The organism is Clostridium sp. KNHs205 (assembly GCF_000702945.1).
In the GTDB taxonomy this organism is placed as follows: domain Bacteria; phylum Bacillota; class Clostridia; order Lachnospirales; family Lachnospiraceae; genus Anaerocolumna.
The window spans coordinates 1,227,758-1,249,276 of record NZ_JNLE01000003.1 but is presented as its reverse complement, the minus strand read 5'-3'; the positions used below and the strand labels follow the sequence as shown (position 1 = coordinate 1,249,276).

At 39.8% G+C, this 21,519-nt stretch carries 20 protein-coding genes and 1 riboswitch; of the genes, 1 reads left to right on the top strand and 19 read right to left on the bottom strand.

From position 1 onward, the window contains the following. Position 1 precedes the first annotated feature (1 nt). The 10 genes from cobI to BR73_RS0105415 form a co-directional block, all read right to left on the bottom strand. Entirely contained in the window at positions 2–700 is a 699-nt protein-coding gene (cobI, locus tag BR73_RS0105460) for a precorrin-2 C(20)-methyltransferase (protein ID WP_033164698.1), read from the bottom strand. Between the two features lie 17 nt (positions 701–717). Then, on the bottom strand, positions 718–1,497 hold the full coding sequence (locus BR73_RS0105455) for a sirohydrochlorin cobaltochelatase (protein ID WP_033164697.1): 780 nt from the start codon (positions 1,495–1,497) through the stop codon (positions 718–720). 175 nt (positions 1,498–1,672) lie between these two features. After that, entirely contained in the window at positions 1,673–2,500 is an 828-nt protein-coding gene (locus tag BR73_RS0105450; RefSeq protein ID WP_033164696.1) for an energy-coupling factor ABC transporter ATP-binding protein, read from the bottom strand. Between the two features lie 34 nt (positions 2,501–2,534). Then, positions 2,535–3,311, bottom strand: coding sequence for a cobalt ECF transporter T component CbiQ (gene cbiQ / locus BR73_RS0105445; RefSeq protein WP_033164695.1), 777 nt, complete (start codon positions 3,309–3,311; stop codon positions 2,535–2,537). A 37-nt stretch (positions 3,312–3,348) separates the two neighbouring features. After that, a complete protein-coding gene (locus BR73_RS0105440) occupies positions 3,349–3,645 on the bottom strand; it encodes an energy-coupling factor ABC transporter substrate-binding protein (RefSeq protein WP_033164694.1) in 297 nt (98 codons plus the stop codon). Next, a complete protein-coding gene (locus tag BR73_RS0105435) occupies positions 3,635–4,396 on the bottom strand; it encodes an energy-coupling factor ABC transporter permease (RefSeq protein ID WP_033164693.1) in 762 nt (253 codons plus the stop codon). Before BR73_RS0105435 ends, BR73_RS0105440 begins: the two co-directional genes overlap by 11 nt. A gap of 287 nt (positions 4,397–4,683) precedes the next feature. Beyond that, positions 4,684–4,879: riboswitch (cobalamin riboswitch) on the bottom strand. Between the two features lie 390 nt (positions 4,880–5,269). Continuing rightward, a complete protein-coding gene (locus BR73_RS0105430; RefSeq protein WP_033164692.1) occupies positions 5,270–5,635 on the bottom strand; it encodes a hypothetical protein in 366 nt (121 codons plus the stop codon). Positions 5,636–5,895: 260 nt separating this feature from the next. Then, positions 5,896–6,612, bottom strand: a complete 717-nt coding sequence (locus tag BR73_RS0105425) for a sugar phosphate isomerase/epimerase (RefSeq protein WP_033164691.1) — start codon at positions 6,610–6,612, stop codon at positions 5,896–5,898. A gap of 277 nt (positions 6,613–6,889) precedes the next feature. Next, positions 6,890–7,855, bottom strand: coding sequence for a Gfo/Idh/MocA family oxidoreductase (locus tag BR73_RS0105420; RefSeq protein WP_033167119.1), 966 nt, complete (start codon positions 7,853–7,855; stop codon positions 6,890–6,892). Between the two features lie 209 nt (positions 7,856–8,064). After that, positions 8,065–9,147, bottom strand: a complete 1,083-nt coding sequence (locus BR73_RS0105415) for a Gfo/Idh/MocA family oxidoreductase (RefSeq protein ID WP_033164690.1) — start codon at positions 9,145–9,147, stop codon at positions 8,065–8,067. A gap of 262 nt (positions 9,148–9,409) precedes the next feature. Here BR73_RS0105415 and BR73_RS0105410 point away from each other — a divergent pair, with 262 nt between their 5' ends. Continuing rightward, on the top strand, positions 9,410–10,300 hold the full coding sequence (locus BR73_RS0105410; RefSeq protein ID WP_051684992.1) for an AraC family transcriptional regulator: 891 nt from the start codon (positions 9,410–9,412) through the stop codon (positions 10,298–10,300). Positions 10,301–10,446: 146 nt separating this feature from the next. Here the strand turns inward: BR73_RS0105410 and BR73_RS0105405 are convergent, their stop codons facing one another. The 9 genes from BR73_RS0105405 to hypE all read right to left on the bottom strand — a co-directional run bounded on the left by BR73_RS0105405 (position 10,447) and on the right by hypE (position 21,246). Further along, on the bottom strand, positions 10,447–10,704 hold the full coding sequence (locus BR73_RS0105405; RefSeq protein WP_033164689.1) for an HPr family phosphocarrier protein: 258 nt from the start codon (positions 10,702–10,704) through the stop codon (positions 10,447–10,449). A gap of 12 nt (positions 10,705–10,716) precedes the next feature. After that, positions 10,717–12,627, bottom strand: coding sequence for a beta-glucoside-specific PTS transporter subunit IIABC (locus BR73_RS0105400; protein ID WP_033164688.1), 1,911 nt, complete (start codon positions 12,625–12,627; stop codon positions 10,717–10,719). Between the two features lie 14 nt (positions 12,628–12,641). Then, positions 12,642–14,273 carry a phosphoenolpyruvate--protein phosphotransferase gene (gene ptsP / locus BR73_RS0105395; RefSeq protein WP_033164687.1) on the bottom strand — a complete coding sequence of 544 codons (1,632 nt, stop codon included), beginning with the start codon at positions 14,271–14,273 and terminating at the stop codon, positions 12,642–12,644. Positions 14,274–14,312: 39 nt separating this feature from the next. Continuing rightward, positions 14,313–15,716 carry a glycoside hydrolase family 1 protein gene (locus BR73_RS0105390; RefSeq protein WP_033164686.1) on the bottom strand — a complete coding sequence of 468 codons (1,404 nt, stop codon included), beginning with the start codon at positions 15,714–15,716 and terminating at the stop codon, positions 14,313–14,315. A gap of 177 nt (positions 15,717–15,893) precedes the next feature. Next, entirely contained in the window at positions 15,894–16,721 is an 828-nt protein-coding gene (locus BR73_RS0105385) for a PRD domain-containing protein (protein WP_033164685.1), read from the bottom strand. Between the two features lie 846 nt (positions 16,722–17,567). Next, positions 17,568–17,933: a hypothetical protein gene (locus BR73_RS27160; protein WP_051684991.1), complete on the bottom strand. Its 366-nt coding sequence runs from the start codon at positions 17,931–17,933 to the stop codon at positions 17,568–17,570. Between the two features lie 16 nt (positions 17,934–17,949). After that, positions 17,950–19,410, bottom strand: coding sequence for a hypothetical protein (locus BR73_RS27155; protein WP_051684990.1), 1,461 nt, complete (start codon positions 19,408–19,410; stop codon positions 17,950–17,952). Positions 19,411–19,791: 381 nt separating this feature from the next. After that, positions 19,792–20,061, bottom strand: a complete 270-nt coding sequence (locus tag BR73_RS0105370) for a hypothetical protein (protein ID WP_033164684.1) — start codon at positions 20,059–20,061, stop codon at positions 19,792–19,794. A 207-nt stretch (positions 20,062–20,268) separates the two neighbouring features. After that, positions 20,269–21,246 carry a hydrogenase expression/formation protein HypE gene (gene hypE, locus BR73_RS0105365; protein ID WP_033164683.1) on the bottom strand — a complete coding sequence of 326 codons (978 nt, stop codon included), beginning with the start codon at positions 21,244–21,246 and terminating at the stop codon, positions 20,269–20,271. Between the last annotated feature and the right edge of the window lie 273 nt (positions 21,247–21,519).

The window sequence follows — 21,519 nt, the reverse complement described above, 5'->3', positions numbered from 1 at the left end:
CTTATCCAGCCTGCTCTTTTATGATTATAAGGGTAAAATATCCTGCTTCAGCCGGGAAATCTTCTATTTTTTCATAGATTCTTTCCTCTGCCATTCCACAATTCTCTGCCATCATGGCTCGTAAGCCCAATTCCTTGATTCTCTGAACCAGCTCTTTGTACTTCCTGCCTGATTTCATAATAACCTTAGTCCCCGGCTGCCTTAAGGTTTCTTCAACATCATGCAACCCGGGAATAATATGTATCTTTTCACTTCCGGCAGCAAGGCTTGTCTGTAAGAGAGCCGCTGCATTACAAAAGGAAGTAACTCCATTAATCGTACAGGTGCTTAACCCTTTCTTCTTAAGGCGTTCCTCCAGATAGCCATAGGTGGAATATACCGTAGGATCACCCAGGGTCAGAAAGGCAACGCTAATGCCTTTTTCCAAATATTCCTCTACCTTACCGGCACAAGTATCATGGCTTTGCTTCTGCAGTTCCTTATCCATCGTCATAGGCATGGGCAGATATAGGATTTCTTTCTCCTTAAGCTCTGGTATTGCTTCAGACCCTATCCTATAGGATACACAGTTTTCTTTATTTTCGGCAGGTAAGGCTATCACCGGACACTCCCTTATAATTCTTACCGCTTTTAAAGTAAGCAGTTCCGGATCCCCCGGTCCTACACCAATGCCATAAAATACAGCTGTATCTCTCTCCATATGTTCTGTTTCCTCTCTTATAAATTAATCGCCTCTTTTGCATGTTCTGCAAAGATTTCCTGTATTCCTCTGTATTCGCCTAACCCCTTTAAGATACATTCCACTTCAAAGCCCTCCTGTAAGAGCATCTCCTTCCAGGAATCCTCCTCACCCGCCATATCATTAGCAGCATGATCTCCTGATACTACCATAAAGGGAGCAAGACAGACACCTTTATAACCTTTTGCTTTTAATCTTGGCAGAATGGTTTCAAGAGAAGGATACGCCTCAACTGTTCCCACATAAACATGCTCATGGCCTTTGTCCCTGAACACATATTCCAATGCCGCATAGGAGCTGTTGGTGTAATGACTTGTTCCATGCCCCATAAATACCAGGGCTTTCTCTGCACTTCCGGTATCCATTACTTCTGCAACTTCTTCTACTGCCTTCATATAATCCTCTGTACTGCTAAGGAGCGGTGTTCCAACCCTTATGGTATGGAATTCCTGTGCCAGCTCTCTTATATCCTCTAACATCCTGTCATTCTCTACCCCATTTAGTATATGGGTAGGCTGTACGATAATATCGCTGATACCATCTTCCGCCATCTGTCTTAAGGCCTGGGTTACAGTAAATATCTCCATCCCATCCCGCTCTTTTAGAATCCTTATAATCATTTTGCTGGTAAATGCACGGTAAAGTACATACTCCGGAAAAGTTTCTGATAATTTCTCTTCTATCTTAACGATTGTTTTTTCCAGGGTATTTAAATGACTGGTTCCAAAGCTAACTACCAGCAATCCTTTATTCTTCATAATTTGCTCCCATCTGTGTGTTTCAACTCGCATAGAAAATTAGGGAGAGCGAGAGCTTTCACTCCTGGCTCCCATAAGCGTATTTAGCAATTACGAAATAAGGTGGAGTGAAAGTATCCAAATCTCTACCCCATTTCATAACACAGTTCTCTCGATACAGTATAATTTCTATATTTCAGTCTGTCAGATAACCTTCCAGCTCCTTTAGATTTCTTGGTACGGGAAGGGTCTCTTTCAGAATTTTTTTCTCTATTAATTTATTGAATAAGGTTATTACATCCGGCTGGCTAAGGTTGGTTTCCTTTAACAGCTCTTCCTCCTGGAAGATATCTGCCGGATTTCCGTCTCTTATGATATTTCCGTCTTTTAGCATTACGATTCTGTCAGCCCATTCCAGGGCAAAGTTCATATCATGGGTTGCCACTATAACAGTTATTCCTTTATTCGGAAGTTCCTCCAATTTCTCATTTAACAGCTTCGTATGTAGTGGATCTAAGGCTGATACCGGTTCATCCATAATCAATACCTCCGGTTCCATGACCAATATGTCTGCTAACGCTACCTGCTTTTTCTGCCCACCACTCAATGCATGGGTTGGTTTTTGACTGAAAGGCGTAATGCCTAACTCCTCAATAACACTATCTACTCTTCGTTTTACCTCCTCCTGGCTTAACGCCAGATTACAGGCACCAAAGGAGATCTCCTGATAAACACTGGCGGCAAATAATTGATTATCCGGGTCCTGAAATACAATTCCAACTTTGCTTCGAAGCTCTAAAAGTTCTTTTCTCTTATATATAACCGGCTTCCCTTTGTAGTTTATCGTTCCGCTCTGGGGTCTTAATATTCCGTTGAGACACAAAAACAATGTGGACTTACCGGACCCGTTACCACCTATAAAAGCCAGTTTTTCTCCTTGCCTGACTGTAAGGCTTACACCATTTAAAGCTTTCGTTCCATCGCTGTAGGTGTAGGTAATCTTATCAATTTCTAAGATATTCATATGTTTCTCCAATCCCCGGGATTAAAAATAACTTTTAAACTATGTTTTTTAGATAACAGCTGCATATACCCAAAACAGTGACTAATAAAATTACCGCTGCGATTTCACCTTTTCCGGCATTCTTCTTCTCCCATAAGACCTTTATGGTACCATCATAACATCTTGCTTCCATTGCATCATAGAGCAAGGAGGATTTCTTCATCGCCCGGATAAAGAGAATAGAAAACAGTCCTGTGCTTCCCTTTAGCGCAGTCTTAAAACTGCGGTTGCCCAGTCTGCTCTCCTGGGCAGTGGTTATACCTGCCGCTGTCTCGTAAAGCACAAAGATATACCGGTAAATTAACAATAATAACTCCGATATAACAGTGGGACAACGAAGCAGCTGAAGTACTCTCAGGATATCCGTAAATGGTGTTGTCAAAGAGAGAAAATACAGACAGGCTACTGCCCCAAAAGCCGAAGAGATTAATTGCAGTCCAAAAATAAGTTTACCACTTTCAAAGTAATAGAATAATCCGAAGACTTTAATAAAGGGTTCCTCCACCGGATGTTGTGATATTCCAAAAAGAATAGTGACAGTACTGATAAGCAGAAAAGCTAAGGGCACACGCATAAGCCTTATGTAATCAAATATAGACGTTCCTCCCAGAATCACGGTCAGCCCTGTCATTAATGTGAGAACCAGAAAGGAGAATAAAACTGATCTTGCAGCTACACATATCAACAGGGTAGTAACCGCAAGAAATGCTTTTAAGACCGGACTTTTATCCCTAAGCCTGGACGAATAGGATAATTTATCAATTAACAGCATATTTAATTCTCCTTTCAGTTCATTATGTATTACCTTCTTATTCTTTTGCGTACTTTCTTCTTTCCTTCAGTACACCAATACCATAGCCAAAGATACCGGCACCAAGAGCTGCCTGAAGACAGAATAACAGGGATTCTGTTTCCCCGCCTGGAGGCTCGTAAACAGGGGAAAACCAGGGGGTATATTCCTCCTCACCGGTAAGCTGGCTGATTGCCTGGGACGCCGCATCATCAGAACCACCGAATTCGGAATCTTTAATTGCTATCAGCGGAACCACTGCAATAACAACACACAATAATATTAAGATAATTGCTTTCTTTCCATTACTGCTCATTTTTAATTCCTCCCTTCATAAAACCGATTTCCTTCAGCTCATTGCCTGCATAGGAGCTAAGAGTCATTACAACCAGCGCTGTTACGATACCTTCAATAATTGCAATAGGCACCTGGGTAACCGCAAAGATTCCCATAAATTTGATCATGGAGGCTCCCACACCACCTACTTCTGCCGGGTAAGCAAGGGCAAGCTGCAGAGAGGTAACACAATATGTAATCAGATCCCCAAGGGCAGCTGCCAGAAATACTGCCGTAAGCTTTGGCAATTTAAATTTCAAGCTGAGCTTATAGATGGCATATGCTGCAAAAGGTCCTGCAATTGCCATAGAAAAGGTATTGGCCCCAAGGGTTGTAAGACCGCCGTGAGCCAGTAATAACGCCTGGAATAACAGAACGATAACACCAAGGATACTCATTACGCTTGGTCCAAATAATATGGCTCCAAGGCCGGTACCGGTAGGATGGGAGCTGCTGCCTGTAACGGAAGGTATTTTAAGAGCGGAAAGCACAAAGGCATAAGCTCCGCACATTGCCAGTACAATCAGGGCTTTTCTGTGTTCCGTAACAATTCGTTTCAAATTAAAATACCCTGTTGCAAAAAAGGGTATACAAATTATCCCCCAGGCTATACAAAATTTCAGGGGAAGGTACCCCTCCATTATGTGCATGGCATTTACTCTGGGCGTAATCGAAGCACCAAGACAGATGATTGCTAAGGCCACCACAAATTTTTTCTGTTTTTTGTTCATTTTTCTCCATTCCTGCACATGCATTTCGTGCATCCAAATATGTGTCTGGGATTTCACAGACACAGCTTTGCAGTTGAAAGTTTATTTCTTCCAACCTTGTCCTCTTTTTCATATTGTAGATGCCAGTCATCCTATTCGTCAGACTGGCGCAATAAAAATACCCTTTTACTCTGCTCACATTCTTATACGAACGATTGCAGGGTGAAAGGGTACCCTAAATAGTTTCCTGTTAATACCGGTCAATACAGGAAAGGAAAGCATACACAGAGCCATCGTCCGTAACTTGTGTATAAAACATACGAAAAGGCAGGTCTTCTGACTCAGGCTTCCATGCAACAGTTTATCTTCCCATCTTGTGACAGTGATTATGCGGTAACTGTTACTCTTCCTTTACAGCGGCGGGACCGTATGGGCTTTTCACCCATTTCCCTATTATCTTGTCTGCAGTTAAATGCTCCAAGCACCTTTTAGTATTTATATTTCTATTAAAGTGTATCATTATGGAGGGGTTGTGTCAATCTAAATGGAGTGGTGAGGAGAGGTTAAGACGTGGGGTTGTGGCAGTGGACGAAAACCCGGCTTCCTCTTTGTACGTTTTTGTTCGGATAAGAACCCTTATTCCACTAATACTTCAGTAATTGCTTAGGACAGTTCCGAATAAACCAAACTCGCTAATGAACCATCTGTGGTTTTAATATGGTCTTTTGAAGCTCAAACAGTGGTTTATTCGGAACTTGGCGCAATTTCTGAAGTATAAGTGTCATAAGGAACCTTTCCGAGACAAAAACTCCCAAAGAGGAAGCCGGGTTTTCTGATTTTTCTTAAGACTCTTTGCAGTACTATTCAAGACTGCTTTTTATTATTAGGTTCTTCTTATTTCTTTTCAGTTTTTATTACGTAGTCTCTGGCTCCTTCTATTCTCTTTACGGTTAAGGAATAACCGCCTTCGAGAATTCCTCTGGTGGTAAAAAAGGGCTTTATCTGCTCTTTTAATACTTTTGCCAGTTCTTGTGGAGTTTCGTATTCAGATACATCCAGTTCTTCGATTAGTTTTAAGGTTTCTTTTATTCCATAGAGCTGCTTTTCATATATTGTCAGGTTTCCATGATAGGTAAAATTCTTTATGACCCTGTTTGCATGATCTTTGTGGGATGTTTCGATATATTCTGTTATGTCATTAATCAGGTCCTGTAACTCGATTCTTACTATGTCCAAATATTTACTCATTTTACGTACCATTGCAGCACACTCCTTCTTTTCATATAAATCCCAATATGATTTATGATCAGCAAGTTGCATTTTTCGTTTAGATGTTTATATTTTAACATATTATTGTAGATACAACAATAATTTACTTTCATAGGATTTTTGTGTACTTATACAATATACTTATGTTTGGACATTGTTTTTTTACTTTTCTTATAAAAAATTACATATATTTCTTATTGCTTAGATTTTTTCTTGTGATTTTTAGGTACTACTGTAATTGAAAGCTGTCATTAGAGCTCTGATAAGTACTCAAAATCATTTCTGATGCTTTCCCAAACAGGCTTATCATACTCTTCGTGTTCCAGTACAAAATATGCAGCATGGGTGGCTGCTTCTTGTATTGCCTTCATATCCAGGCTGCCTTCTGCCATATCCACATTTTCCAGTGCTTCATTCATCTGTTTCATATGGATCAATTCTATTTTACTGCCCCACTTCTTTATATAGGTTACCGGATCAACTCCGGCATAAGCTGCCCAGTAGACATCCAGTTCCAATATGACATTCTCATTTGTCTTCTCTGCCAACAGGTCCAGCGCATATTTTCCGTCAATCTTGTTGAATTCTGCTCCGTGGTTGTGATAGCCTATTTTGATGCCGAATTCCTTCGCTTTCACGGCTGCATGATTCAGTATAGCTGCAAGCTCTTCTATTTCTTTAAGGGTATCTGTTGGTGCATAGGGGCAGATGAGGTATTTGGAGCCGATTGTCTGATGATATCTCAGTTCCTCCTCCAAGGCTTCTTTAAATTGTTCTACTCCGATATGAGCTCCTACGGAATAGAGATTATTTTCCTTTAGAAAGTCTGCCATTTCCTCAGCGGTCAGCCCACCGTAGCCGGCAAATTCAACTCCTTTAAATCCGAGCTCTGCTACTCTTTCTACTGCTTTTTTATAGTCCTTTTCTGTTTCTCCGTGAATGGAGAAAAGCTGTAATGATATTTCCATTGCTGCTCCTTTTCTGCCTGATTTTTGCTTAAATACGAATGCAGTATCGCAAGCTTATTTGCGATACTGCTTATAGGGTGTGTATGTAAACTGCTTGTGCCGGGACGGAGGTTCACTTTGTGGGAGGCAATTTGCGAAAAACAGCAAGGCGCGATTTTGGGAACGTGGTGGTGTTACGTTTCCAAAATTGCAACATAGAATACCGCAAAGTGGGGCATTCAGAACGGTACAATGTGTTTTCAGACAAACCCGGAAGATTAATTATTTATCAAATTTCTCAAGCTATAACTGCTTTCTTTCCGGTGGCGTGGGATTCATAAGCTGCTTCCATCAGTTTTGTAAGGGTTATAGAATCTTCAATTCCAAAGGTTACATTCCCTTCCCATTTATCTCTTGCCCACATCACTAAGGGAGAGGGAAGAGCATTGGGTAGTTTATCAGGAGTTATCCATCTGCCTTCTGTTTCTTTTGTTGCATAGCTGATGGTTTCTCCCACTATTAAGGTTCCATCTGTCCCGCTGATTTCCAGTATTGGAGGAGTATAAACAGATACAAATCCGGTCTCTGCCACTCCGATTGCCCCTCCTTCAAACTCAATGATAGATACAGCATTATCTTCCACTCCATGTCCCGTTATATCTGTAAATACGGACTGAACAGTAAGCGGTGTTCCAAGCAGCCATGTGAGCAGATACATCGGATGAGCCCCTAAATCTATCATGGCGCCTCCACCGCACTGTTCCCTGTTGTAGAAATGCTCCGGCAGCCAGTTTCCTGTGCTTCCGTTATGAACATTCCTCATACGTGCATAAGTAATTCTGCCAAGACTTCCGCTTTCTACCAGCTCTTTGGCAAATAGAAATCTGCTTTCACATTTTTTTACCAGTGAAAGTGTTATATCCTTTCCAGAAGCAAGAAGTGCTGCCTTTATTTCAAGACAGTCAGTAAGAGTCAGAGCTAGTACTTTCTCACTGAATACCCTTTTTCCTTTCTTTATTGCTTTTATAATTAATTCCTTATGCATAGAGGTCGGTGCTGTTATGATAACTCCCTGAATATCGGAATTATCAAGGAGTTCATCATAATCCTTTATAAAAGGCACAGAAAATTCTTCTGCATACTTTCTGCCTCTTTCCTCTTCTTCATCCCACACAGCTGCTATTTTATTGTCCGTGTTCTCCAACACTTCTTTTGTATAGCCCTCAGCATGGACATGCCAATAACTTATAACTGCTATATTCATGTTTACACCCATTACATATCGCAGGCGGCCTGCGATACTGCCACAAACATTAAGGAGTGAAAGAATCGCAAACGTGGCATCCTTCTTTTATAATTTTCTTTCACTCTTAGCTACTCTCTGCTTGATTTGGCACCCGTGCAAAATCAAGGGAGAGTGAAGAGCATTTCCTTCACCCCTGCCCCTTTACTGCACAAATGCAATCTGTCTTATTAATCAAAGTATACGGGCTGACCGGTTCTGGCAGAGGTATAAATTGCCTCCAGAATCTCTGATACCACACAGGCCTGCTCCGGTTTCACGATTACTTCTGTATCATTCTTAACTGCATCAATCCAGCGCCTTGCCTCTACCTCCGCAGGATCACTTGATACACCTTCGTAAAAGGCTACTCCGCCGCTTGCCATATCGGGCTTAAGCTCAACCAATCGATTAAATTCTGCCTTGTTTATAGAAACTCCGCCTTTTATCTGAGCTCCTGCATCGGTTCCGCAAAGAACAGTGCTGCCCTCCTGAACCGGTTCTATGGTGTTCAAAGCCCAGCTGGATTCCAGAATAATTGTTGCCCCGTTCTTCATAACGATAAAACCGAAGGCAGAATCTTCCATGGTATTATCTGCATCCTCCCAACCTCCCCAGGGATTGCCGCACTGAGGATTATTCACCATCTTATATTTCGTTCCTACTACCATCTTAGGCTCATAATTGTTCATCAGATATAAAGTAATATCCAGGGAATGGGTTCCGATATCGATTAGAGGACCACCACCCTGCTCATATTCATTTAAGAACACACCCCAGTTGGGAGTGCCTCTTCTTCTTACCGCAAAAGCTTTGGCAAAATAAATATCTCCCAGGTCGCCTCTCTCAATAACATTCTTTAAGTAAAGAGCTTCCGGTTTATGTCTGTGCTGATATCCGATTGTCAGCTTTTTGCCGGTTTCTTTGGCAGCTTCCACCATCTTTCTGGCGTCTTCGGCTGTTTTTGACATGGGCTTTTCACACATAACATGCTTGCCGGCATGAAGGGAGTCAATGGATATGGGCGCATGGGAGCGATTAGGAGTGCATACATGCACTACCTCAATGTCCTTATCCTTTAATAATTCCTTATAGTCTGTGTAAACCTTGGCTTCCGGTACACCATACTGCTCTTTTGCTTTTATTGCTTTTTCCTCCACGATGTCACAAAAGGCAACCATCTCAACATCCTTTAATTTGCTTAAAGATGGCATATGCTTTCCATTTGCAATGCCGCCGCAGCCAATGATACCAACCTTCACTTTTCTTTCCATCTTAACTTCTCCCTTTTCTTCTTTTTTTAATTGCTGATACCTTGTTCTTTACAAGGTGTGTCTTAAAACTCATTATAGTTTTTTAGAACGCCAAAATAATGTAAACTTTAATTTTATGGACATTATCTGTCTTGCCTGTAAATCTGTGCTACTCATTTTCTGCTATATGTTTATTTTTTTAAAATATAGCATAAATAATTCGTACATGATATAATAAATCCACAAAAAAATATCAATTATTTGTCCTCTAAGGAGTTATGATTTGGAACAGAATTATTATATTGAAAAGCGGGATACCTATAATGATCTGCCACTGCAATTCAGCCTTCATATGCAGGTATTGAACGGAACCGGAGAAATGGCCCATGCCCATATGCATGATTATATTGAGATTCTCTACGCCCTCTCCGGAAAATACCAGATACTTCTCAACAACAGGGATTATACCTTCAAAGAAGGTGATATGGTTCTGATCAATTCCAACGAAATTCATAATGTTTTTTCAGAAAGCGAGGGTTTGAACCGGTATATCTGTATCAAATTTGAACCTGAGTTGCTCTATACCTCCTGGTCTCTGATTGAAATGAAATATCTGATGCCCTTTATATTAAAGGATTCCTCCCATCAGAAAATATTCACCAGAGAAGAAATAGCAACTACCGTCGTTCCTTCTCTTATTGAAAATATGAATAAGGAATATACCAAAGCCGCTTACGGATATGAGTTCGCGATCCGGTCAGATCTCTTCCGCTTATTCCTGTATATTATAAGAAGCTGGCATGTCCAGAATATTGACTTAAATATAGGTGTTTCGATTAATAAGGAAATGGAGACTCAGCTTAGAAAGGTCTTTGACTATATTGATGAGCGGTACAACGAAGATATTACCGCAAGAGAAATGGCAAAATACTGCAATATGAGCTACAGCTATTTTTCCAGAATGTTTAAGCGGGTAATGAAGAAAAGTTTCAAGGAATACCTTAACTATGTACGTATCTCCAAAGCAGAAAAGCTTCTGATCAGTACCAATAATACCATAACAGAAATTGCTCTGGAGACAGGGTTTACTACCTCCAGCTATTTTATCAGTCAGTTTAAGGCACATAAAAATATAAGCCCCAAGCAATATCAACTGAACTATAGAAAGCTATAACACTGTAATCAGCAAAGAAAGGGCGCTGCTTTACTGGAATTTCAGAAGATTTCTTTTATTATTCCATTCCTGTAGCAGCGGCCCTTTTTAAGTTCTTATTTCTATGCAGTTATAAATCCCACGTTCTCTTGCGTTTAAAATCTGTCTTACAGATTCTCTGTAAAAAATTTCTCTATTTCTGTAATCACAGCTTCTTCATCCGTACCTTCAGCAGTTATGGTTACCTGAGCTCCGTTCGTAATTCCAAGCCCCATTACTGACATCAGCTTTCTGGCATCGGCAGAAGCTCCCTTTGAAGCTATTAAGACACTGCTCTCATAATTTTTAACCAGTTTTACCAGTAAACCTGCGGGTCTGGCGTGAATTCCCAGCTCATCTTTTATGGTATATTCAAATTTTTTCATATTACTCCTGTTCTATATCAAGGTCATTAAATCCTGCCCATAGTCAATATTCTTTTCGCTTTCACTAATGATATCACTGTACTCCTCCGTATTTGTTACGATTACCGGTGTAACGACGGAATAGCCTGCTTTCTTTATTCCTTCTATATCAAATTCAATAAGTGTTTGCCCTTTTTTTATCTTTTCTCCAATCTTTACCTTCTGAGTGAAGAATTTGCCTTCTAATTTCACGGTATCCGTACCAATATGAATGAGTATTTCCGCACCAAAATCGGTCTTTAATCCAATAGCGTGACCGGTAGGAAAGAGTGAGAGAACCTCACCGTCAACTGGTGCAATAAGTTTACCTTCTACGGGAAGGATTGCTACTCCTTTACCAAGTACCTCTGTTGAGAAGGCTTCATCCTCAACCTTATTAAGCTCCACAACTTCTCCTTTGAGAGGGCTTGCGATTACTCCTCTTATACTTGTTTTATGAGCCAGCGCAGTAAGATCTTCTGTTTTTTGCTCCTCATCCCTATAAGTAACAAAGGTGGCCACAAAGGCAATTACAACTGCTACTCCCACGGCTATCAATGCCCAGACCATACTGGAAATATCTTTTGTAGCATTATTGATAAAAGTAGGAATACCAAATACTCCAAGTCCTCCAAAGGTGTAGATCTTCGCTCCAACAGCTCCGATAATGGCTCCGCCTACACCGGCTGCAAAACAGGATATGATAAAGGGTTTCTTCTTCGGCAAACTGATTCCATAGATTGCCGGCTCTGTTACTCCGAAAACACCGGATATTGCAGCAGGGATACACAGTGCTCTTAATTTCATATTTCTTGTCTTGAATAGAATAGCTGTAACCACTGCTGTCTGAGCAAAGGAGGCAGCAAAATATGGCGCAAGTACAAAATCATAACCAAAGTTTGTCAGATTGAGCATCATGATAGGCACAAGTCCCCAGTGAAGACCGAAAATAACCAGTACCTGCCAGAAAGCACCAACCAGTAAGCCTGCGAACAAGGGGCTGAAGTCAAAGGCTGCAGAAGTCAGAACACCGATTAAGGAGGTCAGCAGAGAAGCTACTGGTCCCACTACCAGGAAGGTCAGGGGTGTACAGATAATAAGTGTCATCATAGGTACCAGGAAGGTCTTTACCACATCTGGTATGATTTTCTTCCAAAAAGCTTCAACCTTACTTGCCACCCAAACAGCTAAAATAATTGGTATTACTGTTGAGGCATATCCGCCGGAGGGTATCATTACCGGTATATGAAGGAAAGTGGTGTAAACACTGGTTGCAAATTTGGAGCCTTCAAAAAGTGTGGATACCGGTTCAAAACCCGCAATGTTAATGATGTCACTTGCATATAACAATGCGGCACCAAGGGCCATACCTACAAATTGGTTTACATTGAACTTTTTGGCAGCCGTAAATCCCAGGAAGATGGGAAGGTAATGGAAAAATCCATCGGCTACCGCATACAACAGAAGATAGGTTCCGCCGGTCTCCGACATCCAGCCAAAATAAGTGAATAAGGCCAGGAGTCCTTTTATCATACCTGTTGCTGCCAGAACGCCGAGGGTGGGCTGAAATACTCCTGATATAATGTCAATTAGAGCTGCCCCTGGGTTTAATTTTGATTTCTCCCCTTCCGTTACCCCTTCCGTAAGGTTACCAAACTTTCCGATTTCGTTTACTGCAGCAAAGACATCCGGTACATGATTACCAATAACAACCTGATATTGTCCGCCACTCTTAATTACAGTAACGACTCCGTCGGTATTTTTCAGTACCTCTGTATTCGCTTTGCTTTCATCCCTTAATTTGAAACGCAATCTTGTGATGCAATGCTCAAGGCTGATTACGTTTGCTTTACCGCCAACATTCTGAATAATAATTCTTGCTAAAGCATCATATTTACTTGCCATACCTATTCTCCTTTTTATTTTGTAGTGTCTGTTTCTCTTATTTTTTTACGCAGCTCCAGGATAACAGATGGAGCTACGCTAAGTTCATCGATCCCCATCTTTATAAATTCTTCTGTTAAAGTTATATCACCCCCCAGTTCTCCGCAGATACCAATCCATATTCCGGCCTTATGGGCACTTTCTGCCGTCAGCTTTATAAGTTTCAGCAAAGCAGGATGATGGGAATCATAAAATTCCTCCAATCTCTGGTTTTGTCTGTCGATTGCCAGTGTATATTGGGTAAGGTCATTGGTTCCGATGCTAAAGAAATCCACTTTCATCGCCAATTCTTCGCTGATCAGGGCGGCTGCCGGCGTCTCTATCATGATTCCCGTCTCAAGGTTTTCTTGAAACGGAATTCCTTCGCTCCTCAGTTCTTCTTTGGTTTCCTCCATAATTTCCTTTATTCTTCGTATCTCTGCTGTAGAAATTATCATAGGGAACATAACTGAGATATTACCGTACTTTGCTGCCCGAAGGATAGCCCGCAGCTGTGTCTTAAAGATATCGATTCTGGTAAGGCAGATTCTGATTGCCCTATAGCCCATTGCTGGATTTTCTTCCTTTTCCAGTCCGAAATAATCTGCCTGTTTATCTGCTCCGATATCCAGGGTTCTTATAATGACTTTTTTACCAGCCATATTTTCTGCTGCTTTTTTATATACCGAGAACTGTTCTTCCTCTGATGGATAATCACTGTTTTCCAGGTATAGAAATTCACTGCGGAATAATCCGATTCCCTCCGCATCGTTGTCCAATGCTGCAGCCACCTCGGATACATTTCCGATATTGGCATATACCTTTATCTTCCTGCCATCAAGGGTAATGTTTTCTTTCCCTTTCAACTCCTGAAGCAGCTTCTTTTTATTCACTATCTCCTTATGCTGGTCCGCAGCACTTCTAAGTTCCTCCTCCCCAGGCTCCAGAATAAGCCTGCCCAAAAGCCCGTCCAGTATTGCTGAGCTACCTTCATATTTTGAATCAAAATCTTCACCAAGCCCAACCAAGGCCGGAATTCCCATACTTCTTGCCAATATTGCAGTATGGGAATTTACGGATCCGTATCGGATGGCAAAACCCAGGACCTTGCTCTTATCAAGCTTTACCGTTTCACTTGGCAGTAAATCATCCGCAGCTATTATAACCGGTTCTGTAAGCTGATCGCCTTTCTCTGAAGCACCGCTTAATATCTGAAGCAGCCTGTCTGATATATCTCTGATATCTGCTGCTCTTCCCTGCATATAGGAATCTTCCATTGCAGTAAACATGGCAGCGAAATTATCCGAGGTAATGCCAATGGCGAATTCTGTATTTACCTGTTGAGTCTTAATTATATTTTTTACGGAATCACAATAATCCTCATCCTCCAGCATCATCTGATGAACTTCAAAAATAGCAGCATTTGCCTCGCCGGTTTCCTTAAGTGCCTTTTGGTAAAGGTCTGATAATTCCGTTATACCTTTCTCTCTGGCTTCATGAAACCGCTCTATTTCATTCTCTGTATCTTCCACATGATACCGCATAATATTTCCGGTTTTCTTTCGAAGAAAATGAATTTTTCCATAACAGATATCCCGGTATACGCTTTTTCCTGTCAATACATTCATCTCTGTCTCCTCTCCGGCCTTATTGTTACCTTACTGCTCTTATTTTAGACTAGCACCGTTAGAAGCAATAACTTCCTTATACCAGTTAAAAGATTTCTTTTTATATCGATTCAGAGTACCGCTTCCATCATCCTTACGATCTACATATATAAAGCCATAACGCTTTTTAAGCTCTGCTGTTGAAGCACTTACCACATCAATACAGCCCCAGGTTGTATATCCCATGACTTCTACACCGTCTTCGATTGCCTCTGCTACCTGTACCAGATGATCATTGAGATATTGTATTCTGTAATCGTCTTCTACGGTTATATTTCCCTCTGAATCAGTTATGGGTTCATCCACTGCACCTAACCCGTTTTCTACGATGAACAAGGGCTTTTCATAACGGTCATATAGTACATTCAGCAGATATCTGAGACCCTTGGGGTCTATCTGCCACCCCCATTCACTAGCCTCCAGATATGGGTTAGGAATACCTCCCATGATATTTCCTTTCCCTCTCTCTGTTATATCTGCAGATTCACAGATACTCATATAGTAGCTAAAGGAGATGAAATCCACTGTGTTCTTCAGTATTTCTTCGTCTTCAGGCTCCATTTTTATCTCGATATTGTTTTCCTTAAAAAGCCTTTTGGTATATGAGGGATACTTTCCTCTTACATGAATGTCGGTAAACAGAAGGTTCGCCCTGTCTGTTTCCATCGTCTTAATAATATCCTCCGGCTTTGGTGACAGCGGATATACGGGCATTCCAAGCACCATACAGCCGATTTTTGCCTCCGGCATAATTTCATGTCCTATTCTGGTTGCAAGAGCACTGGCTACCAGTTCATGATGCATTGCCTGAAACAATTCCTGTTTGGACAATTTCTCTTTTGGAGTAAGGATTCCTCCGGTTAAGGGAAGGTGTGCTATTGAATTGATTTCGTTGAAAGTCAGCCAGTATTTTACCTTATCTTTGTATCTGTTAAAGATTGTTCTGACATAATTCTCATAGAAACCAATAAGTCTTCTGTCTGACCAGCCATTATACTCTTTTGCCAGGTGAAGCGGAGTTTCATAATGGGAAATTGTAACCAGCGGTTCAATACCGTATTTCAGGCATTCAGCGAAAAGCTCGTCATAAAATTGAAGTCCTTTTTCATTGGGCTGTTCCTCATCTCCCTTTGGAAAGATTCTTGTCCAGGCGATAGAGGTACGAAATACTTTAAAACCCATTTCCGCAAATAATTTAATATCCTCTTTATAACGGTGATACATGTCAATTGCTACCAGTTTTAAATTATCCGGCGTGGGCTCTTCCGTCATGGGACCAAAAAATCCTTTCGGAGTTACATCCTGAATGCTGAGTCCTTTACCATCTTCGTTATAAGCACCTTCACATTGATTGGCTGCTACTGCTCCGCCCCATAAAAATCCTTCATTAAATTTTGATATCATTTTTCTTCCTCCTGTTTTTGCTATACTTATTATTTGTGTTTTATATTAAAAAAACCTAAACGTAAGCAAAGAATATTCTCTCCGCAACAACGTTTAGGTTTTGCCTGTTCTCATCGAATGCCGAAGCCTCTGTACAACAGTAACAATCCTGATTATGAAATTAGCAATAATGGTTCGTTAACTTACAATTCGTTTAATATGGATGGTCAGATATACCATCTCTTCCTTCGGCAGCTCTATGTGATATTCCTGCTCCACATAAGCCTTAATCTTTTCGGCACAGGCATATGCTGCCGGGTATTGATTTTTTACCATCTGATAGAGTTCTTCATCCACCCCTGTATTGTTGTTATTCGTTACAACCCTTTGTGAAAAGAATTTTAAATGTGTTATGAACCTTTCATAATTAATGGTGTCTTCATTTATAACCAGCTGAAAATGGTAGGTAATAATCTTTAGTACATTTTGAATCAGCTTTGTAACATCAATTGTATTGGAAATCTCTATTCCAAGCTCTGCATTTACAAAATGTAATGCTATTGAAGCTGCCTCATCCTCCGTCATATCAATACCGATTCTTTCCCGAATCAATTCAACTGCCTTTTTCCCTGCTTCAAATTCCTCATGATAGAATTTTTTGATCTCCCACTTAAGTGCATTGGTAAAATGGATGCCTTCCTGGTACCGGGTTATGGCGTAATTAATATGATCGGTAAGGGTAATGTATATGTTCTTGCTCAACTTGCTCTTGATTACTGTTTTTGCATAACTGATTATCTCATTGCACAGCTGGATATTTTCAATTGGTATATCAGCTAACACTGCTTCCAATTGCTTTGCTTCCTGGTCATTATCCATTCGGAATATTTTCTCTACCTTCTCCTGATCAATGGTTTGCCCAGGCTTAACCTTAAATCCCAGCCCCCGTCCCATTACAACAATTTCATTCCCTTTTTCATCAAAGGAGCTTATAATATTATTATTGATAATTTTCTCAACAACCATGACTTTCTCCTTAAGAATGCTGTTATCCTGGCGGTTTTATTCATGAAATAAAAAAAACCAATCATCTAAACCATAGCAATACTATGAATTACGAGATTGGTTTTGCCTGCTCAAATTTTCGAGCATATTGCTCGTCAATTCCCAGTAACAATCCTATTAAATTACAAATACTGTATAAAACATAGCTGTTTTATATAGATAAATTACCATACGAATTGTATTACGTCAAGTACATTTGTTATTTTTGTTAAAAATAATCAAAATATTATTTTGTTTTTGTGCATTTTTTTATTGTACATCTCTTTCTTTTCTTATTTTTGCAACCTCTGAAACCTTGAAATCAGTTTATGGCATTTTCTAATGAGAGCATATTGATTTAGTTCCTCTCTAAATCGGCTAGATTCTCTGACAGCTTCAATTTACCTTTTCTGCCAGCTTTTTAAATTCACTAGGCTCGTTTTCTTCTCTAAGTAGTTCACCATCACTGCGGTATGACTTTCCTTATGCAGTTCAATCCCTACATGAAGCAGATTTTCTCTTTTCTGCAATTCTTTCTCTCCCTCCAGATCTTGTTTCCAACAAATCAGTACCCGCACTGTCAACCTCAGATGACAGCGTTAACTCTTCACGAGTCCGCAAGGGAGCGACATCCTACCTACAACAAACCAATGGGTGGAGGGAACATAAAATTTCACCTTTTTTTCTTGTCTGTACATTTTTTGATAATATATTATAGCAATGAATCACTCAATAATTTCTCCATTAATTTTTCAAGGCAACTAAATTCTTTAATTTCTCTCCTTGATGGATTATCCAATTCATAATATTTCTTCACTTCATTATTATTCATTCTTCAGATATATACAATCTAGCATTCTCCATAATTGCGTCTAAAATAAAACGACAAATTGCAGATAATACTTCTGAAGATTTTTCAAACCTTAGTATGGTTTGTTCTACACTGCGAAACTGTTGTAGTACACTTTCAAGATCGAGGATTTCCCATGGACTATTTTCATACCATCCAATATGAAGATGATAATAGTATGCCAAACCTTCCCATCCCTTCTCTGTTGGTTTGAATTGCTCCATGATATCGTTAAAATAACCGTCCCAAATACTTAACACTTCGACATCATTTTCACATTCTTTTATAAATCTTATTTCATTTTCCCCTTCATATCCTTTGTAAAAATCATTTATTAATTTCATGATAACTATCTCCTTTTTAAGGAGCAGGAATATGTCCCGCTTTCATTATTTCGCTTTGTGAACTACTCATTGTTCCATTGTTATACGCATCTACAGCATCTTTCCACTGCCACATAGGTGTCCAATCTCCATTCACTCCAGGTGTATATATTTTTTCTACTCTTAATTGCCCTGTTGGGGTACCTGGCGTGACTTGTTCCACTACCCATGAGTTACTAGAACCCACTGGAGCATTCGGGGTTGGAGTATGCCAACGAGCTTTATAAGTATGCGTGCCATCAGACCATTGATAAGTAATCTGATCATAACCTCCTGCTTTGTTTTGTATTTTGGCAGTTGCATTATCAGGTATTTTAATTGGAGATTGTTTTGCCAAATCAGAGGTTTTACCTGCCCAATCCTTGGCCGTTGTTTTACCCGAACCCTTAATAGCCTTTCCAGCATTCCCGGCTCCCTCACGAATACCTTTGGACCCACCACTAGCCTTATTCGTTAGATTCCCAACACCACTACCGGCTACCACACTTTCACTGTATATTATTTCGCCGGTTTTTAAATTCTTTATTGCTTGTACCCCTTTAACTGTTACTACGGCAAACCCTTCAAGTAGTGGCATTGTTGCAAAATCTCCGTATATCTCTGCCCATTCCGGATCCATCCCACCAATTATCGCCATTTGTTTCATTTGTTCTGAATAAAGCCCTGGATATCTATCCCATAAGTATTTAAACAGGTATCTGTATGCCTGTGGTAAATTCCTTGCAGTCAATAATTTTTTTAAGTCCTGTTCATAGGGCAATAAATTTCTATCTTCTTTATCTTCTGTTTTGCTGTTTTGTTTGGGATCTGGATTCTTATACCAATTTTTTATTAGATTTTTTAAATTAACATTACCATTATCCGGGTCGTTTTTCAAGTCGGGAAATAATCTTACCTCTTTTCCGTATTCTGACATCCAGTCTGACTTTTCATAGTATACGTATTCTGTCAATACTTCCTTATACCATTCTATAATAAAATCTTTCGTGAATCTTGAACCGGGCAAAAGATCTTTTAATCTGTCTGCAATCAACTTCATTACTAATTTGTTATCACCAATGCTAACCAACAACTTTAATATTTTGTCTATCCAATTCTCAAGACGACCGGATTCATTATGGACCAATTTATATCTGCTTTGCATTGCAATTGTATCTGCAACTTCCTGGTCCATCTGAATAGCCACTTCAAGTAAATCTGAAATTTGATTTGCTAAATGATTAAAATTTTCAGACTTTTGTTTCAACATTTTGATTTTGTCACTTACCAAATCTCTTGCATTTGTTAAATTTCCTGATGAAGCACCTGTAACATTATCTATTGCCGTTACAATATTCTGCTCTAGCTCCTCCGCATAGTCATTCGCTTGTCTTTCCAGGTCTTTGGAGTATCCTATGACAGACTCCAGCACATCATATTCTATTACAAAATCCGACATAACAAACTATCACCTCATTTTCTTTTTTATACGTATGTCACTTACAATTCACGTATTTATATCAAAACAAACTTTAAATTTATTTTGGTTATACATACAACATACATACAATATGACAGATGATATTTTTTTCGTTGTAATTTCGATGTATTTTAACTAGTATTCAAGAGTTTTATGGCAACTAACTTATGGCAATTGCTTTATTGTAGTTGTCTAATTACAATTGACTTATTGTAACTGCCTTATCGTAATTGCCTTGTTGTAGCTGCTTTATTGTAGCTGCTTTGTTGTAGTTGCCTTGCTGTAGCTGCCTTGTTGTCGCTGCTTTGTTGTAACGCCTTGCTGTAGTTGCCTTGCTGTAGCTGCCTTGTTGTAGCTGCTTTATTGTAGTTGCCTTGTTGTCGCTTCTTTGTTGTAGCTGCTTTGTTGTAGCGCCTTGCTGTAGTTGCCTTGTTGTCGCTTCTTTGTTGTAGCTGCTTTGTTGTAGCGCCTTGCTGTAGTTGCCTTGCTGTAGCTGCCTTGTTGTAGCTGCTTTATTGTAGTTGCCTTGTTGTCGCTTCCTTGTTGTCGCTTCCTTGTTGTCGCTTCCTTGTTGTCGCTTCCTTGTTGCAATTGCAGACTCATCTTCTTCAAATTAGATATTATCATCATAAAAATAAGCAGCTGATTAGAATAAAAGTATTTCTTCTTTATCCTAACCAGCTGCTGCCTGTTCTCTTGTTCTGCCCCTTATTAGTTCTGAAAAGGCAGGAGGTTTCTTTTTGTTATACAATAAAATCATGAAACTTTCTACCTAAAGAAATATATATGCTTTATCACCTTGTATTTCATTTGATTAATATAAGTTACACATACACCTTAACATATACGTGGAAGCCCTTCTCCATAGAGTACATCTACAATACGGCTGCCGTTATAGATAGTGTTCAGTACTACCTTTGAACCACTTCGAATATTGCCTATTAATGCAGTATTCTCACCATATTTCGAATTTCTCATAATCTGTAAAGCCTTCTCTGCATCCTCTTTGGCGACAACTGCAATAAGCTTGCCTTCATTGGCCATATATAATGGGTCCAGTCCCAGTATATCACAAAAACCCTTAACCTTTTGGCTTATAGGAAGTGCTTTTTCCTCAAGCAGTACCTGGCAGGAGGATGCCGCTGCTACTTCATTTAACACGGTAGCCAGTCCTCCCCTTGTTACATCCCTCATACAATGAATATCAATTCCCTCCTCTATAAGCTTTGTAACAAGCTCTTTTAGCGGCGCGCAGTCGCTTCGGATGTCATTCTCAATCTCCATCCGGTGGGACATTATGGCTGCATGATGTTCTCCCAGGTTACCGGAGAGAAGGATAACATCTCCTTCTTTACAGGCAGCTATACTGATTCCTTCTTTCTCTATCTCTCCGATTCCTGAAGTATTAATATAAATACCGCCATTTCCCTCTATCACCTTGGTATCACCTGCTACGATAAATACGCCTGCTTCCTTCGCTGCTTCTGACATGGAAAAGGCAATTCGCTCAAGGTCTTTAAAAGAGGCTCCTTCTTCAATTATGAATCCTGCCGTTAAGTATTTCGGTATGGCTCCCATCATTAACAGATCGTTTACCGTACCGCACACAGCTACTTTACCAATGTCACCGCCATGAAAGAACATAGGGGTTACCACAAAAGAATCCGTTGTAAAGGCTATCCTGTTCTTAACCGTCAGCACAGCACTATCCTCCAGCTTGTTTAACACTTCATTATTAAAATGCTTCATAAAGATTTCATTTATCAGGCTGGTGGTCTGTTTACCGCCACTGCCGTAAGACATATCTATCTGCATCTTCTGATTCCTTCCCAACTCTGTCATGATATCTATTATTTATTATTTTCTTCTTATTCGTTGAAGGTTTTACTTCATTTATGTTCCTAATGAATTTATTAGTAATTTATTAGTAATTGAATCACTTTATAAGCCATTTACATTTATAAGCTATCCATTTACATTTATCATATATTTATAATGCATTTAAGTTTTATTCAATTTTACTTTCTGATTTCATAAGTTCAGGTACTAAATAACATCCTAATTAAATTATGACATCTTATCTTACAC

Bases quoted from the DNA above. Each gene is read 5' to 3' on its own strand.
- BR73_RS0105435 (WP_033164693.1), bottom strand. From the start codon at position 4,396: ATGAACAAAAAACAGAAAAAATTTGTGGTGGCCTTAGCAATCATCTGT.
- BR73_RS0105385 (WP_033164685.1), bottom strand. From the start codon at position 16,721: ATGGTTGTTGAGAAAATTATCAATAATAATATTATAAGCTCCTTTGAT.
- BR73_RS27155 (WP_051684990.1), bottom strand. From the start codon at position 19,410: ATGTCGGATTTTGTAATAGAATATGATGTGCTGGAGTCTGTCATAGGA.
- BR73_RS0105440 (WP_033164694.1), bottom strand. From the start codon at position 3,645: ATGAGCAGTAATGGAAAGAAAGCAATTATCTTAATATTATTGTGTGTT.
- BR73_RS0105400 (WP_033164688.1), bottom strand. From the start codon at position 12,627: ATGGCAAGTAAATATGATGCTTTAGCAAGAATTATTATTCAGAATGTT.
- BR73_RS0105390 (WP_033164686.1), bottom strand. From the start codon at position 15,716: ATGATATCAAAATTTAATGAAGGATTTTTATGGGGCGGAGCAGTAGCA.
- BR73_RS27160 (WP_051684991.1), bottom strand. From the start codon at position 17,933: ATGAAATTAATAAATGATTTTTACAAAGGATATGAAGGGGAAAATGAA.
- BR73_RS0105370 (WP_033164684.1), bottom strand. From the start codon at position 20,061: ATGATGATAATATCTAATTTGAAGAAGATGAGTCTGCAATTGCAACAA.
- BR73_RS0105450 (WP_033164696.1), bottom strand. From the start codon at position 2,500: ATGAATATCTTAGAAATTGATAAGATTACCTACACCTACAGCGATGGA.
- BR73_RS0105405 (WP_033164689.1), bottom strand. From the start codon at position 10,704: ATGAAAAAATTTGAATATACCATAAAAGATGAGCTGGGAATTCACGCC.
- cobI (WP_033164698.1), bottom strand. From the start codon at position 700: ATGGAGAGAGATACAGCTGTATTTTATGGCATTGGTGTAGGACCGGGG.
- cbiQ (WP_033164695.1), bottom strand. From the start codon at position 3,311: ATGCTGTTAATTGATAAATTATCCTATTCGTCCAGGCTTAGGGATAAA.
- BR73_RS0105425 (WP_033164691.1), bottom strand. From the start codon at position 6,612: ATGGAAATATCATTACAGCTTTTCTCCATTCACGGAGAAACAGAAAAG.
- hypE (WP_033164683.1), bottom strand. From the start codon at position 21,246: ATGCAGATAGATATGTCTTACGGCAGTGGCGGTAAACAGACCACCAGC.
- BR73_RS0105415 (WP_033164690.1), bottom strand. From the start codon at position 9,147: ATGGAAAGAAAAGTGAAGGTTGGTATCATTGGCTGCGGCGGCATTGCA.
- BR73_RS0105420 (WP_033167119.1), bottom strand. From the start codon at position 7,855: ATGAATATAGCAGTTATAAGTTATTGGCATGTCCATGCTGAGGGCTAT.
- BR73_RS0105430 (WP_033164692.1), bottom strand. From the start codon at position 5,635: ATGGTACGTAAAATGAGTAAATATTTGGACATAGTAAGAATCGAGTTA.
- ptsP (WP_033164687.1), bottom strand. From the start codon at position 14,273: ATGAATGTATTGACAGGAAAAAGCGTATACCGGGATATCTGTTATGGA.
- BR73_RS0105455 (WP_033164697.1), bottom strand. From the start codon at position 1,497: ATGAAGAATAAAGGATTGCTGGTAGTTAGCTTTGGAACCAGTCATTTA.